Below are 15,880 nucleotides of genomic sequence, written 5' to 3' on the forward strand. Positions count from 1 at the left end.
GCTAATATATTACTTATCGAAGCCCCTGTCAAGACCAACTCTTATTACCTTTCATTACGTATCGATAAATGCCTGAAACCCTTATCAATCCTGCCTTCCCACGAGTACCATTATCCTCAAAAGCGGGTGCAAAATAAGGAAGTATTTTGCGAATATGCAAATTTATTTTTCGCCCAAATGCCCCACCCTACACCCAAATCAATACTTAACAACTGATAATGCGATAATTGGAATCAGATTATTTTCTTAAAAAAAAGAAAGGCCCCCAAGGGAGCCTTAATACGGTATTGAATAAGAACTAGTGATGATGATGTCCTTCACAACACTTTTCTTTTGGTTTAACAACCTCATCTTCTTTCAACTCTTCAGCTTTGAAGTCCAGTTTTTCAAAAGCTTTAACTAGCTCTTCCTTGTTGGTTTTATCGTCACGATACTTGACCGTAACCGTTTGTCCCTCCATGTCAACCTTCAAATCTTTCACGCCTTTTTCAAACGCGATATTCTTTGTGATTTTATTAACACAACTCTGACAATCCATTTCTACCTTATAGGTTACCTCTGCCACCTTCTTTTTCTTATCGTCGGCATATGCATTTATAACAAAGGCCATTAAAGCAATTACTAATAGTTTTTTCATACGTTTATAGTTTATCATTCAATATTAAAAGATGAAAACAGGCTCTGAAACTTCCTATACCTTATTCTATCTTAATTTAACTTACTCTCTGTCTATTGAAAAACGGAGTCCAAAATAAAATCGCCGTCCCATGACTGGTCCCCAAATCAAAGAGCTATCGAAGTGCTCACCAAATGGATCGCTTCCGGCAATAATTGGATTATCCTGCTTGAAGTCTCCCAGGTTCTCAGCTCCTATATAAACATTCCATTTGCGGAAATACTTGGTGACCTGGGCATTAACCACCTGATAAGCACCAAAAGATTCTGCTCGCCGATACTCTTCAGGGTTACTCAGAGTAGAGGGAATGCGTCCTTCGCCATTAAACTGGGTTGTAAAATCAAACTGCCATTTCTTAAGTGGGGTTGAATACGACAGGTTTACCAATCCTTTTGCCCTACTGATTAAGGGGCGATCCATCAGCTCTCCATTGTAAGTTGTTTTTACATCATTAAGGCGCCAGGCGGCCACCACATCCAAGCCTCTCAATAATTCATACTTTCCTTCCACCTGAAAATTGTTGGCATAAGACCTGCCATCCAGATTATAAAAATAGACGGCATTCACACTCTGGTCGGCATCCACGACCAGCTGATTTTCAAAATCTGTGCGGTAATACTCGGCATTAAGAGTCAATTCTCTCCCAGCTATATCAATATACTGCGTAATATTGGCTCCATAATTCCAAGCTTCTTCCTGATCAATATTATCGGTGATATTTATTTGACGAGAACTCGCCAACAAGTAACTGTTTTCAGCCAATACATTTGGTGTTCGATAGCCTTTACCAGCGGAAGCCCTGATTATGGTGTTCGGTGTCAGGTTATACTTGATATGCAAACGCGGTGTCAGCATCGTTCCAAATTCATTGTGGTAATCAACACGACCTCCGGCTATAATTGTCAAATGTTCGGGCAGTGTGTAAGTATACTGAAAATACGCGCCGGGAACGAATTCATTTCTGTTGAGCCACTGCCTCGTATCAGGTGCCATAAAGTTCATCCAGAGCTGCTCATCAAATTCATCTGCCTGAACACTTAGTCCGGTACTGAACTTATTGCTTTCATTCCCAATTATAGATTGAAAAATCAGGTTAGCATAGAATGACTTTTGACTGGCATCATACTGCTTCCTGCCATAAAATGAGTTTTGCTCATGAAAAGAATAGTTGGCTACTAAAGCTACACTAGTGATGTCGTCATCAAACATATACCCGGCCTTATAAAACCCTTCATACCTTCGGGTATCAATATTAATCCCATATAACTGGCCTGCACTACCAATATTTTGATCGTCCGGGCGACTGCCTGTAAAGCCCATTTGACCGCCGAGACGGTTTTCATCCAACACTTTTATACCAATTTGAGAAGTGAATCCCTTTTTATTGTTGTAATCCCAGCGATTAATAAAGTTAACCTGCTTAAGTAAGGGCTCATCTCTAAATCCATCGTCGTTTTCATCCGTTGACTTTTGGTCTTCGGAATAGTGAGCTAAAACTGCGGTTGTCCATTTATCGTTGATATGAATGGAGCCATTAACGTTGCTTTCCCAACGCCCGGTATGGTTGGCATACATATTCAGAAAAAACCTTTCTGAATCAACAGGCTTTTTGTACTCCACATTGATTTGACCTGTTAAAGACTCATAACCATTGACAACAGTTGATGTGCCTTTTGATATCTGAATGGACTCCATCCAGGCACCAGGAATATAGTTGAGCCCGTAAAGCGTTGCCAAACCGCGAAAGTTGGGTATGTTTTCAGTCATCATTTGCACATAATTGCCCGACAGACCCAGCAATTGAATTTGCTTAGCTCCGGTTGCGGCATCTGAATAGGAAACATCGACCGAGGCATTGGTTTCAAAGCTTTCGCTTAAATTACAACAGGCCGCCTTACACAATTCAGCCCCTGTTATATTTACCTTTGTCATCGGATCCATGCGTGACATGTGCGATCCTGCTTTTTTGCCGGCAACAAGTACCTCATCGAGTTCATCACTCTGCAACACCACTTCTACAAAACGGTTATTACTAATATCTATGGTGTCAGTTTCATAACCTATATAGCTAACAACCAGCTGCGTATTACTCCCGTATCGGTCAATCACAAATTCGCCTTTAAAATCAGTGACTGTCCCTATCTGGGTGTCCGCCCAATAGACGTTCGCCCCAACAAGTTCAATATTTTTGCCCTTTTCGTTAGCTTTTACTACCCCTGTCACTTCTTCGCTGGCTTGTGCAAAAACCGAGAGCCTGCTAATCAATAGCAATGCAACTATATATATTCGATTCATATTTGATTCTTTCCCTCCTTTGCAATTCACGTTAACCGCAAAGGCTATCCTTAATTACTTATACTAATTCACAGCCCCACACTAAGCATGGAGTCTATTTAATTTAAACTAAAAAAGTTCGCTTAAAGCGTTAAGGAAATCATAAAAGAAAGACGCAATTCATCTCGGGCGAAGTTTCGTCCGGAATCTTCAGAATTACGTAACAGAAGTTTTTTTGTGGTGTAAATTGGCCTCTTAACAAATCTGTCGGTAGCCAGCTAAAATGGTTTAGAGCAATAACCTCAGCCTGCCATTTATACTTTAAATCAGCTCTTTGCCCTTCAAAAGCCGCTTTTTTAAAATCGTGTTTACAATCACTGTCGTGATGTTGTATGTCATGGGAAACCCCTTCCTGGCTAGACTGACTTGCCACCTGACAAGTACAAGCTGGGCAGTCATGATCATGTGAATGGATGGTTGTTAACATCCGGGCAATGGTTTCATTCTCCTCACACCCGTTGCAATGATGATGAAATACGTGCACACCCAACACTGATGGCAACATGGCCATTAGCACTAAGATGCTAAATGCTCTATAAAGGAACTTGTTTGATTTCATCGCCTACAAAAAAAACAAAAACAAGGAATCTACACAACATTTTAACAAGTGATTTACATCACCTGAATACGAAATAAGATTCTTACTACTCTAACAGCGCTTAGCAAACACTATGCCGAAGCCATGCGATTAAAATAAGACTTCAACAGGTATTGAAGCTCCTGAGCAAATTTTCCGCTTAAACCAACTATTTTTGCCAAATGGCAAAACTGTTTATTTACAATCCAACCTGCGACATGGCTGTTGAAAACGGCACCTATAGCTATATGCCATCCAGGCAATTGGCACAGTTTGAAGCAGACATAAGTCCTTTAATGGCATTTTTGGGGCGCAACAATGATTACCTGCTCTACGAGGGTGATGATGAAGCGTTTGCAATATTTTGGAAGCGCTTAGGCATCCATCTCCCTTGTTTTATTAACAAATCGACTCTACAGCAAGCGGCCATTACAGACCTCTTTCCCTGGGGTTGGAGTCCGGTCATTCACCAACATTATGCCTCATCTCTTGGCTTGAGCTCCTTAAATATTTTGAAATCACCTTCGCAACTCAGGCGTTTTTTTAGCCGGGAAACAAGCGTTGAACTAATAAAGGAGCTAAACAAACACCGCTTACCAGCATTTGTAACCATACCGAGCCTGCCGTTAACAATCAGGAGTACCAGCTCGGCCGAAGAGTGCCTAAATAAGTATCCCAATGGCATGGTCATAAAAACCCTCTGGAGCTCTTCGGGCCGAGGATTGCAATTTATTCGCAACACGCATGAGCTATCTAAAAGTCAGAATTGGCTGGAGGCGCAACTCAGAAAACAAGGCGCCGTAGTTGCAGAACCAATCTACCACAAAGTACAAGATGCTTCTCTACAGTTTATGATTCAACCCGATGGCACCATCGATTTTTTAGGTCTCAACTTCTTTGATGCCGACCAACAAGGCCATTTTAGCAAGGAATATTTTCATACGCCAGAATCTGTTGCTGATAAACTCCCTTTAAACAACAACTGGCTGAAAGACTTGGCTGATTTAATCAGTACGAGCATGCAAACACTCGGAATTCCTCAAAAATACCAGGGGCCTGTTGGAATTGACGCGATGTTTATCACCGACCATCAGCAACAACTAAAATTTTATCCCTTGGTGGAAGCAAACCTGAGGTGCAATATGGGACTGGTGAATATGGCCATTAAAAAACTGCTCCACCCAACAACTAAAGGCACTTGGAAGATTTCACAATTTCAGCCTGGCGAAGCTCCCCGGTTTTTAATGGAAAAAACATTAGCACATCCTGTAAAAACACAAGAACAGAAGATTATTGAAGGCTGGTTTCCGCTGACCCCTTTTACAGCAGACACTCGCTTTGCTGCCTGGGGACAGATAGATTAATGCTTGTTAATAGAAAATTAAAACAATGAGAGTACATGCTCATCACACTCAATTTGGAAACAAAATCTACCAAGAAGTACTAACAGCTATTGAGCTGACAATTCAAAATAAAAAAACCAGCTTTAACACTAAGCGTAAAGCTGGCTTCTCAATAACCTAAACCCAAATCTATGAAAAAAATCTACAGATATAATCATATCAACATGCATGCCAAATATATTCAATATGGCTCTGTTAATGATTTTTAACTTTAGGCGGGACACTTTTAGACGCTAAAAAAAGACAATCACCCCATTTGCTGATACTTCAATATTGCTTTTGGGGTGATGAGTAAAAAGCCAACCACTTAAAAATCCAAGACCGGCTCCTAAAACAGTATCGGATAACCAATGTTTATTTTTATATGCCCGGGCAAAAGCAACAGAAGCAGGCACAGCATAAAGCCACCTGCCATAGGTTTCGGCATAAGGAGTAAATGCCGCGAAAGCCAATGCAACATGTCCTGAGGGCAATGATTTATACTCATCGGCACCATTAAAGGGATGAAAGGACTTGGCACCTTCTCCGGTAAATGGCCGGGCACGACCCAAAGACACTTTAAGTAGTTCGGTTGCAACAGCTGTGGTTGCAATCGCTTTGATGGCATTCCAGGAACTTGCTTTCAGTTTACTGTCTTCAAATAAATACCCGGCGCCGTATGACAATCCTACCGCTGGTACTATAAACAACTTCTCCCCAAAGAGGTTAGCCACATCAGCGTATCCATCCCCAAATGCACTCTGATGGCTTTGCATCCAGGATCTGACAGGTGTATCTGCACAAAAAGCCAGTGCTAAGCATGAACTGCCAACAATGGTGATGCGCGCCACATTTTTACGATAGTTTTTTAATTGTAGTTGGTAATCGTTCTCTATATCGGCTTGTTGTTGGCCCGTTAGAGTCGAACATGCCAGAACGGCAGCAAGGAATAATGAAATCTTTATACTCATGGTACAAAATAAGGTACCTGGCGAAACAGCCTTTTGCACATCAGCTTTTAGCTGTTAGTAATTAAGCCAACTCGAGGCTCTTCCATTATAATGCGCAGAAAATTAAAATAATTCAGGGGCTGCATTGCTATAAATAACAACGTGTGTTCCCCTGAATAACTTAGTACTTCTTATACAACAGAAGTGCAGAATAGGTGGCAACTCCCTGATCGGCATGACCACTGAACTTGATATCGATCAGATCATCAGTCGTGATAGCTTCCTTTTGGATGAAATCATTAATCTGCTCATCCAATGACTTATCGAAATCATCGGTTCCTGTATATTGAAAATGCTTTGTTAAAACTTTACTCATATCACCTCATTTAATGGTTCAACATCAATTTTTCATTCTCCTACGTCGGAGGCCGGTTTTAGATTCAAAAAGCTTAGCAATTTTTGATAAAATACAAGAATAATTATTGCTGCAGCTCCATCCAGTTTATAAAAGCACTAAACTGAGACTGATTATCTGCCAGCCAAAGCAGTATTTCGGCATTATACTTGGCACTGCAAATGAAATTAGCAAACGACTGTGCATGCCCGGCGCGATAGAGGCGATTGAAGAAGTCAACATAGCGAATATCAAAATAATCCAATTCCCCCGTCTGCACTTCGCTTAGCATGGATAGCAGCATCACGGTTTGATTAATGAACGTGTAGGGCTCTTCCGGATGATTTACCGATGTTTCGCGCGCAATGCTATTCAGCTTCGATTCGGCTACGGCCAGTCCCGAAACACGTGAATGCTTACTTACCGGTTTGCTGGCTTGGGGTTTTTGCACCATTGCCACCCGCCACCGGACCTGTAAATCATTCAGTAACTCAAGTTTGCGCTGTTCATCCACCTCAATCAGTATGGCGTAATAAAGAGGCAGCATACTTTTCAGCACTTCTCCTTTTGTTTTCATCACAGAAGACAAAAGCACATGGCTGGGAATGTGATTCCTATTCAGCTGCAAACATTTTATAATGGCTTGCTCTGCCTTGTTTTCTTCCTTTAGCAAACGATAATTATCTGCGATGTTATAATACAACAGGTACTCCTGCGGATAGTCCTTCAGTGCTTTTCGATACTCCCGGACAGCGGCTTTCATCTTACCTTTTTGCGTGAGAACCGCTCCATAAATCAGCAAAGCATCTACCCAATACTCATTTCTTTCGCCCAATACATTACGGCTGTAATATAGTGCCTCGTCATAATCCTTAATGGTTAAATACGTATATGCCAGCTCGTAATGCGCCTCAAGACACTTTTTATCAAAAGCAATTGCCTGTTTGAATTTGTTAATGGCATCTTCATAAAGTTGATGGCCGAACAAAGCCTGTCCCTGCTTAATAAATTTTTCCGTTTCGGTCTGCTGGGCCTGCAACGTAAAAAAGCCCATCATTACCAATAAAAATGCATATCTCATGCTGTAATGATAGACTTTTATTCTTTCTTCATCAACTTTTTTCAATAAGTGGAAGCAAATTAACGCTTATTAACGGTCTGCCCACTACTTATTAACCTGCAATGGCCGGTTGCCTAATTCAATTTTATGGTTTTGAGCACGGCCTCCAACTCCCGCATATAGATGCCTTTATTCGGCTTAGCTGGTGCATAAACATATCCACTAATCATTAATAACTGATTATTCTCCTGATCCTGACAAAAATAATCGATAAAAGGTCCGCCCATAAAATCGCCTTGTACTTTCCATAAACCACGCAACTCGGTCCATTGGTGGTTGGCAAATTCAGTTTTCCTTACTGATACAGGAAACTGGGCCTCTGTGGTCATGAATGAGCCCTTATTTTCTCCGGGCACTTTTTTCCGAAGCAAGTTATTACGAACCCTAATCAGCTTTTGTGAATCAATATGCCCTATGGAATCGAGCGGACAGCGGTATATAAGCACCCCTAGTTGACTGCCCAGGCGTTGCGTGTCGAGCCAGGTAAAGAGGCTATCCGACTTCTTCACTTTAAACCCTTTGGGTAAGTACATTGTTAAGTCGTGCTGATTTTGAATATGCTCAACCGCTTCGGGCTGATAATTGTACGTATAGGCCTCGGCCATAGATGCGATATCACCCTTATAAAAAAAGCCCTTGAGGCTGCCCCATTTCTGTTCCAACAAATACTCCATCTCTTGAGGAGTTTGGGCAATTACTTCGGCAACGCTCTGATTCATGGCCCATGTATGACGCCGATACTCAACACGGTTGGAACTTTCGGTTGAACGAATTGCTATTAACAGGATATTGCGGTAGGTGCGAAAATGCTTGACAAACTGACTGTAGGAAATACGGGTCTTTTTAAACAAAGCCTCGCCTTGCGGCAAAGCCGGAAACTCATCGGTCAGCAAACCTTTTAGAAATTGTCCGGTTTGAGCATTCCAATATTCATCATCAATTACCACCAGTAATTCTCCTGGGGAGCCAATGGCACGCGGTTTAACTTTTATAGATCTGTCGGCACAAGCTGCCGCAACAATAACTGATACTACAACTGTTAGGGCCAGTAACCAGATACGATTACTAATTGTATTGATATAATTTTTCATACGACCTGTTTTTAAGGTTAAAAAGATAAACTTCAAGGAAAGAACTTGGTAGAGGAGCTGTGCATGAATAATTGGAAACGACACCAATTGAACCTTTATAATCGCTCAATCTTTAGGCACGGATGAAACAATAGTTTAAAATCCAACCAGTGCCGTTCCTATATATAGATTGGTTTGAAGATTTATTGCAGCACGAAATTTACCGGTATTGTAAAGGCAACTCTAACCGCTTTATCCCGCTGGCGTCCGGGAGTCCATTGTGGCATGCTAGTCACCACTCTCAAGGCCTCGGCAGACAAATTAGCATCCGGACTACGAACAACCTTAGCATCTGCTACATGGCCTTTTTCATTCACCACAAACGAAATGTATACTTTCCCAAAGATGCCCGTCTCAACACATATTGCAGGGTATTTGATACTTGTAGCAATGTAACGCAGCAGAGCTTCCTGTCCGCCAGGGAATTTGGGCATGTGCTCAACCACATAAAAGGTGGCAGGCTCCGATTCGGTTTCGGGAGTCATCTCAGGAATTTCAACAGGTTCTCCTAAGTCTTCGCTTGTAAAGTGAGTGTCTAGCTCCCTTCCCTCTTCAATTTCTTTGACTATCGTTAATACATCGGGCTGTTTTAATTTTGGCAACTCCTTTTTGGGCGCCTCCTGCTTGGTTATCGGCATCATTTCAGGCACTTCGGCATAGTGGTCCACCTCTACCAACTGCCCGCCAGGGGCAGAAGTTGTTCCCCACTCAAAAGCGGCCAGAGAAGCCCCTAAAGCAATAATTAGTCCTATTTGAAAAAAGATACTTCGCTTATTTTCCAGGTCGGCGTGTCTATATTTTTTTGCTTTCATGACGATATATTTATGAGGTTACTAATGTTAGTTGCTTTAGTCGTTTAAAGCAGTGTTCCATTTATTATCCGGTTTACTTATTTGTCCTCTACTAACCAGCTAACTAACTGATTGATTAGACACTAGAGCCTGCCATTTTATTTGACTTAAAAAAAGGGAACTCTTTTAAGGCGGCTTCACACCGCCCGACCGGGCGATTCCGCTCACAGCTTTCAGCCACAAAGGCACAAAAAAGCCAATGTTTCATTTTTTCATCTTTCAATTCGAAACCTTGCAGGGTCATGCGAAACATTGGCTTTTTATTCTGAAAAATTCATTGAGAACGTTTTCTCAATGTTAAAGGGGTGTCATTTTCCTATTTATTCATACACAATACTTTTTTACAATGATTAAACATTGCTGCTATTGCAGCCTAAAACGCACCGGAACAGTATAAGACACTTTTACGGCTCTTCCTCTCTGCTTTCCTGGTGTCCACCTGGGCATCGACTGAACCACGCGCAAAGCTTCCCGTTCCAGATTAGGGTCACTGCCTCGATATGCTTTTACATTTGTTACTTCGCCTTTTTCGTTAATGACAAAAGAAACACTGACGCTGCCCTGAACGCCGTTCTCCTGACATATTACGGGGTATTTAACATTGGAAGAGATGTACTTTAACAGAGCGGCTGTCCCACCTGGAAACTTAGGCATCTCCTCAACAACGATAAAAATTTGCTCTTCACTGTCCTCTTCATCCATGTTGAGCTGAGATAAATCCACTTCAAAATCCTCGTCCATATCCACATCGTCTATCTGTAGCTCCTCCTCCAGTTCAACATCGTTATCCACAATCTGAATAATATCCGTGGCTTTGGGCGGTGGTGGCGGCGGCGGTGGCTTTATCTCCTCGTGGCGCGTAATTGGAGGCGCTTCCTCTTCAATTACCTCTTCATCATGCCAAGCCAAAATATTTGTGTTAGGATCTACTGTACTCCATTCAAAAGCTACTAGTATAGCCGCTAATGTCACGATCAGTCCTATTTGAAAAAAAAGTGAACGCTTACGTTCAAGGTCTGCTTTCTTACTTTTCTTAACTTCCATAAGCCTTTTATTTATTGGGTTTATTTGCTTGACTACTGTAGGACCTGATGGCCTTGCAGCTGCATCAACTCTATTTCCAATAGGTATACCAAAAACTGGGCTCTTCCATAAAAATCACTCCAAACAAAACACTAAATACAGTAGTACAATTACTTACATAACATCAACTCATCTAAGACAGAGAAATGCCTTGACCCAGCCAGTCCCACAATGCCGCCCATCTGGGCGAAAACAGCCTGCCAGGTTTTGCAGCTAAGTAATTAAAAAGACTAATTTTGTAGGAGCAAATAGCTTTTAGCAATAATCCACTGGCTGACAATGAACCTACACCGTGCTTCAACACCCAATAAATCCCTTCTGAACGAGGCCTTAAGTCTGTTTGTAAAGAGCATGGATACTGCTTTTTTCAAACTTATTGTTGTGGACGAACAAGGACTTATCGTTCAGCTACATGGCAACCTATCATTCCCGAAAAAATTCACTTTAAGCAAAGGGCAGAACTGGCAGGTGATTGAGGAACGAATCCAGTGGGAGAAAAAACTGCTTCAGGGCATTGTACACATGGGCAACTCGGTTTACAACCTGGTCAAATATCAGGGACAAGGGACCCGCCAGCTTCCTTACAGAGTGTATTTAATTTCATCAATTGACATCGATTTCCCCTGGCTCAAACTGGCCTTATCTGTCATCAACACCAATATTAATGCGCTGTTAAAAGGGGCTGACATGCAAAAACAGATGGATGACACGCATCAGTTTACATTTGCCATGATGAATGCCCTAAAAATCGGAGTCATATCAGTCAGTACTACAGGTGAAATAAAATATGCCAATAACCAGGCCTGTCAGTGGGTGAATATCCGCAGGCGCGATCTCCTGAAAATTCCCATTCGAAACCTAATAGCTAACTGGAACAACATTTACCAACTGGTCAGTTCTGGGGAAAAATTCATTAATGAGGAAATCGCTATCACTACTGCAGAACGCAAGGCAAAATATAATGTGACAGTAACGCCCATTCTCGACCAGGAACAAGTAAAACTTATCGGGCTGGTAATAGCCATTCGCGAACTGGAAAATGTATACCACCTGGTTAATAAGTATACCGGAATGCAGGCTCGGTTTACCTTTAAAGATATTATTGCCAAAAGCCAGAAAATGCGGAAGCTGGTTGACTTTGCCAAAAACATTTCCGACAGCCCCTCCACCATACTTATTGAAGCTGAAAGTGGTACAGGTAAAGAAGTGTTTGCTCAAAGCATTCACAATGCCAGCGGCCGGCGAGACAAAGGCTTTGTTGCCATCAACTGCGCGGCTATTAGCGACAACCTCATCGAAAGCGAACTATTTGGCTATGATGATGGAGCTTTTACCGGCGCAAAAAAAGGGGGGCATCCAGGCAAGTTTGAGCTGGCTAACGGTGGTACCTTATTTCTGGATGAAGTAGGCGATATGAAACCCGAAGTGCAGGTCAAACTATTAAGGGCTATACAAGAAAGTGCCATTACCAGAGTTGGTGGTGAAAAAACCATTCCGGTTGACGTGCGCATCATTGCTGCTACCAATAAAAACCTCAAGGAAGAGGTTGACAAAGGCAACTTCCGGCTGGATTTATTTTATCGCCTCAGTGTCATTCCTCTAAAAATTCCGGCTTTAAGAGAGCGCATGGAAGATTTACCTTCGCTAATACGCTTTTTTCTAAACAAAAAATCAGTCCGCCTGCAAAAGCAGGTACCGTCCATCCGCTACTCCACCCTGCAACAATTTTTGGACTACGACTGGCCAGGGAATATCCGAGAACTTGAAAATGCCATTGAACAGTATGTTATTCTGGATGGAGACATTTCGTTCGAAAGCCTAAAGAAAGAAAGTCAGCCCGACCGACAGCCCGACCTGGACACTTTTAAACAGGCGGCAGATGCGGGAACACCCCTTCAGCTAACAAGCGTTAAAGAAATGGAGAAGGAGCTCATCCTAAGAACTCTTGCCCACTTCAACAACAACATGACTCAGTCGGCGCGCTCACTGGGACTGAGTCGAAACACACTGTACCTCAAACTGCGGAAATACAATATTTTGATTAATTAAATCATACGTCCTATTTTAGGACACTGTCTTGTATTAATACAGTTTATTTGGAGGTATGTTCATATTTAGGACAGTCTTATTAGAGCACTCCCCTACTAATTACAGTTTTTTTTCACTATTTATTGATAATCTAGCACTTGTCCCTTTTGGCATGCCCTTCGCAACCAGATAATCAAATAAATACCACATGGAAGCAAACATCTCTCATAAGATTCTGATATGCCTGGGCAGCTCTTGTCATTCCAGAGGAAATGCCGAGAACCTAAAGATCATCCAGGATTTTCTGAAAGAACGTGACATTGAATCACGAATCGATTTTAGAGGCCACTTATGCAACGAACTATGCAACCGAGGGCCAGTGATTGAAATCGACGACTCTGTTTTCGAAGAAGTCACCAAAAGCAACCTCGAAAGTATTTTAACCAACCACTTTGATAAAGCAGCATGCCTTTAAAACCCATCTACACCGAAACCAACGATTGCAAAGACTGCTACAAATGCATTCGCGAATGCCCTACCAAGGCAATAAAGGTGAGCGATAACCGGGCATCAGTGGTGGACACATTGTGTATTTATTGTGGCCACTGTGTTGAAATCTGCCCAACTGGCGCCAAAAAAGTACGCGATGGTATTTCGAGAGTGAAGCTGCTGCTGAAAGAAAAGAAGGAAGTGTATGTTTCGCTGGCCCCTTCATATGTAGCAGAGTACGGAACGGATGCCCAGTATATTTTAAACGCATTAACCAACCTGGGCTTCACCGGTGTGTCTGAAACAGCTATAGGTGCGCAGGAAGTTTCCCGACAGATTGCTAAATACCTCAACATCAGACAATCAGGGGCTTACATCTCCTCTGCCTGCCCGGTAGTGGTTGAGTTGATACGGAAATACTATCCGCAGCACACCATGGCAATAACCCCATATATGTCGCCCATGCTGACCCACGCACGTCTGCTACGACAATGGTATGGAAACGACATCGGAGTGGTATTCATTGGCCCATGTATTGGCAAAAAGTCGGAGGCTGATGATTCTGAGCTGGTAAACGTGGCCATCACCTTTCAGGAATTGAATGAATGGATTAAAACAGAAAAAGCACATACACTGACAACTAATAACCTAAACTTTACTCCTCAAGAAGCTCATGAAGGTGTCATTTATCCATTAGATGGTGGCATGGTAGAAACCATCAAGCGAGAAAACTGCAATGGAGAGAGCACCTTTATGAGCTTTACCGGACGAAACATGATACGCAATGTACTGGACAACCTCCATGAACTGGGCCAGGATAAACCATTATTTTTGGAGCTTCTGGCCTGCGAAGCCGGCTGCGTCAACGGACCAGGCATGAGCTGTAATTCGAACATAGCAGCCCGTTCGCTGAGTGTCAGAAAAAGTTTTGCCCATCGCCAGAAAAACGTAACTCGTTCAAGCAAAGATGAGCAGGTTATTAATATTGAGCGAGACTTCTTTAATATCGAAACCGTTGAAAAAGAACAACATAAAGCTGAGCAAATAAAAGACGCCTTGCACAGCATTGGAAAAACCAGTGTAGCAGATGAGCTAAACTGCAGTGGCTGCGGCTATGATACCTGCCGCGACTTTGCCAATGCTCTTTTGAGTGGCAATGCTGAATCAGCCATGTGTGTTTCCTACATGCGAATGGTTGCTCACCACAAAGCCACAATTCTCGTACAAAAAATTCCATCGGGCGTTGTCATTATTGATGATGACTACAAAGTTGTTGAAATGAATGCCAGCTTTGCCCGGCTAATGGGAGCAGAAACTGAGCTGTGCTACGAAGCCAACCCGGGCATGCGCGGTGCCGACCTTGATAAGCTGGGCAACTTTGCCAAACTATTCAAAACCGCTCTGCATACAGGTAAAGAGTATTACGAACTACCCGTTACCGAGAACAATAAAAACCTGCAGCTATCCATTTTTAACATTCAAAAACACAAACTCGTTACTGGCATCATACAAAGCGCACAGCAACCGCAATTCAGAAAAGACATTGTTGAGAAAAGAACACGGGAAGTGATTAAAAAGAACATGGAAACCGTTCAAAAAATTGCTTTCCTGCTGGGAGAGAATGCCTCCTACACCGACTCCTTGTTGAACTCCATTTTAGAAGCCCAAAATAAAGAGGATGCATAACAAATGCTTTTACATAGAGGCGGAAATTTGCCAGGAACGCAAGGCGAGCGAAAATGTTTGTGGTGATTCATGTGAATCGCGCAAACTCAAAGAGGAGGATCGACTGATCACTGTTTTGTCAGATGGCCTGGGTTCAGGAGTGAAAGCAAACATACTGGCAACCATGACTACCAGTATGGCCCTGCAATTTACTGCGAAGAATGATCCGCTCGAGCACACGGCCGATTTTATCATGAATACCTTGCCCGTCGACTCGAAGCGCCAAATTAGCTACTCCACATTTAGCATCCTGGACATTAATTGCTTTGGGGATGCCAGTATTGTGGAGTATGACAACCCGGCCGTTTTGATTTATCGCGAAGGCGCATTCATCGACCTGAAACCGGTTAAAAAACCTGTTCAGCGTCCGGATGGCATCGCTGCTGAAGTGCATTATTCAAACATAAAGCTTCAAAAAGAGGATCGCATCATCATGGTATCGGATGGCATTACTCAAGCAGGCATGGGAAACCCAAGAACTCCTTTTGGCTGGGGCGATGATGGCCTTAAGTACTTTATACAGGAAAGCATAGAAAGAAGCCCCAACCTCTCGGCGCGAGCCCTGGCACGCAAGATTATGCAACGGGCCAAAGCGCATGATGCGGACAGTTTTGTTGATGATGCCACCTGCCAGGTCATTTATTGCCGTGAACCTCGCAAACTAATTTTAGCATCGGGCCCTCCCTATCATAAAAACTGTGATGCCCTGTTGGCTGAACGAATGGACAGTTTTACGGGAAAGAAAATAATTTGTGGTGGCACCACCTCCAAAATTATCTCGCGAGAGTTAAATCGCGAGATTCGAATTGATCTGAACAACTATAACCCGGAACTACCACCTGTGGCCGAAATGAAGGGCATAGATCTCATCACCGAAGGCATACTTACCTTGGGCAGAGTATCATCCCTATTGGAGCAACTCAGCGGCAACACGGTAAAAGGTGACGGGCCGGCAGAGAGAATGGTACAACTCCTGCTCGACAGTGACTCAATACTTATTTTGGCGGGAACGCAAATCAACAATGCCCATCAGGACCCTAACCTGCCAGTAGAATTAGAAATAAGACGAAACATCATAAAAAAAATAGCAGCAATCCTTGAAGATAAATTTTTGAAAACAATAGAAATCGAATACTTATAA

General features: G+C 42.6%; 16 protein-coding genes. 6 read left to right on the forward strand and 10 right to left on the reverse strand.

The window, feature by feature from the left end; translation table 11 throughout:
• Positions 1 to 216: hypothetical protein (locus ACSX1H_RS17645; RefSeq protein ID WP_439185567.1), on the forward strand; the 216-nt coding region annotated here is incomplete at its 5' end.
• An 82-nt stretch (positions 217 to 298) separates the two neighbouring features.
• Here ACSX1H_RS17645 and ACSX1H_RS17650 read toward each other — a convergent pair.
• The 3 genes from ACSX1H_RS17650 to ACSX1H_RS17660 all read right to left on the reverse strand — a co-directional run bounded on the left by ACSX1H_RS17650 (position 299) and on the right by ACSX1H_RS17660 (position 3,569).
• Positions 299 to 637, reverse strand: coding sequence for a heavy-metal-associated domain-containing protein (locus tag ACSX1H_RS17650; RefSeq protein ID WP_439185568.1), 339 nt, complete (start codon positions 635 to 637; stop codon positions 299 to 301).
• Positions 638 to 718: 81 nt separating this feature from the next.
• Positions 719 to 2,971, reverse strand: a complete 2,253-nt coding sequence (locus ACSX1H_RS17655; RefSeq protein ID WP_439185569.1) for a TonB-dependent receptor — start codon at positions 2,969 to 2,971, stop codon at positions 719 to 721.
• Positions 2,972 to 3,110: 139 nt separating this feature from the next.
• Positions 3,111 to 3,569, reverse strand: coding sequence for a hypothetical protein (locus tag ACSX1H_RS17660; protein WP_439185570.1), 459 nt, complete (start codon positions 3,567 to 3,569; stop codon positions 3,111 to 3,113).
• 200 nt (positions 3,570 to 3,769) lie between these two features.
• Here ACSX1H_RS17660 and ACSX1H_RS17665 point away from each other — a divergent pair, with 200 nt between their 5' ends.
• Positions 3,770 to 4,951, forward strand: a complete 1,182-nt coding sequence (locus tag ACSX1H_RS17665) for a hypothetical protein (protein WP_439185571.1) — start codon at positions 3,770 to 3,772, stop codon at positions 4,949 to 4,951.
• Positions 4,952 to 5,223: 272 nt separating this feature from the next.
• Here ACSX1H_RS17665 and ACSX1H_RS17670 read toward each other — a convergent pair whose 3' ends face one another.
• From ACSX1H_RS17670 to ACSX1H_RS17700, 7 genes are all read right to left on the reverse strand, one after another.
• Positions 5,224 to 5,940 (reverse strand): phosphatase PAP2 family protein, encoded by a 717-nt coding sequence (locus ACSX1H_RS17670; protein ID WP_439185572.1) that lies wholly within the window; start codon positions 5,938 to 5,940, stop codon positions 5,224 to 5,226.
• 160 nt (positions 5,941 to 6,100) lie between these two features.
• Positions 6,101 to 6,295: a sporulation protein Cse60 gene (locus tag ACSX1H_RS17675; RefSeq protein WP_439185573.1), complete on the reverse strand. Its 195-nt coding sequence runs from the start codon at positions 6,293 to 6,295 to the stop codon at positions 6,101 to 6,103.
• A 103-nt stretch (positions 6,296 to 6,398) separates the two neighbouring features.
• Positions 6,399 to 7,394: a tetratricopeptide repeat protein gene (locus ACSX1H_RS17680; protein ID WP_439185574.1), complete on the reverse strand. Its 996-nt coding sequence runs from the start codon at positions 7,392 to 7,394 to the stop codon at positions 6,399 to 6,401.
• 113 nt (positions 7,395 to 7,507) lie between these two features.
• Positions 7,508 to 8,524, reverse strand: a complete 1,017-nt coding sequence (locus ACSX1H_RS17685; RefSeq protein WP_439185575.1) for a DUF4837 family protein — start codon at positions 8,522 to 8,524, stop codon at positions 7,508 to 7,510.
• A gap of 182 nt (positions 8,525 to 8,706) precedes the next feature.
• Positions 8,707 to 9,375 (reverse strand): energy transducer TonB, encoded by a 669-nt coding sequence (locus ACSX1H_RS17690; protein WP_439185576.1) that lies wholly within the window; start codon positions 9,373 to 9,375, stop codon positions 8,707 to 8,709.
• A gap of 115 nt (positions 9,376 to 9,490) precedes the next feature.
• Complete coding sequence (locus tag ACSX1H_RS17695) at positions 9,491 to 9,658, reverse strand: hypothetical protein (protein ID WP_439185577.1); 168 nt, start codon at positions 9,656 to 9,658, stop codon at positions 9,491 to 9,493.
• Positions 9,659 to 9,777: 119 nt separating this feature from the next.
• A complete protein-coding gene (locus ACSX1H_RS17700) occupies positions 9,778 to 10,458 on the reverse strand; it encodes an energy transducer TonB (protein ID WP_439185578.1) in 681 nt (226 codons plus the stop codon).
• Between the two features lie 318 nt (positions 10,459 to 10,776).
• On the opposite strand from ACSX1H_RS17700, the gene ACSX1H_RS17705 reads away from it, so the two are divergent.
• The 4 genes from ACSX1H_RS17705 (at position 10,777) to ACSX1H_RS17720 (ending at position 15,880) form a co-directional block, all read left to right on the forward strand.
• Positions 10,777 to 12,546 (forward strand): sigma-54 interaction domain-containing protein, encoded by a 1,770-nt coding sequence (locus ACSX1H_RS17705; RefSeq protein WP_439185579.1) that lies wholly within the window; start codon positions 10,777 to 10,779, stop codon positions 12,544 to 12,546.
• 187 nt (positions 12,547 to 12,733) lie between these two features.
• A complete protein-coding gene (locus ACSX1H_RS17710; RefSeq protein ID WP_439185580.1) occupies positions 12,734 to 13,000 on the forward strand; it encodes a (2Fe-2S) ferredoxin domain-containing protein in 267 nt (88 codons plus the stop codon).
• Positions 12,991 to 14,700: a [Fe-Fe] hydrogenase large subunit C-terminal domain-containing protein gene (locus ACSX1H_RS17715; protein WP_439185581.1), complete on the forward strand. Its 1,710-nt coding sequence runs from the start codon at positions 12,991 to 12,993 to the stop codon at positions 14,698 to 14,700. The genes ACSX1H_RS17710 and ACSX1H_RS17715 overlap by 10 nt, the downstream gene beginning before the upstream one ends.
• Positions 14,693 to 15,880 carry a SpoIIE family protein phosphatase gene (locus tag ACSX1H_RS17720; RefSeq protein WP_439185583.1) on the forward strand — a complete coding sequence of 396 codons (1,188 nt, stop codon included), beginning with the start codon at positions 14,693 to 14,695 and terminating at the stop codon, positions 15,878 to 15,880. Before ACSX1H_RS17715 ends, ACSX1H_RS17720 begins: the two co-directional genes overlap by 8 nt.

Source organism: Carboxylicivirga taeanensis (genome assembly GCF_051851475.1).
GTDB lineage: Bacteria > Bacteroidota > Bacteroidia > Bacteroidales > Marinilabiliaceae > Carboxylicivirga > Carboxylicivirga taeanensis.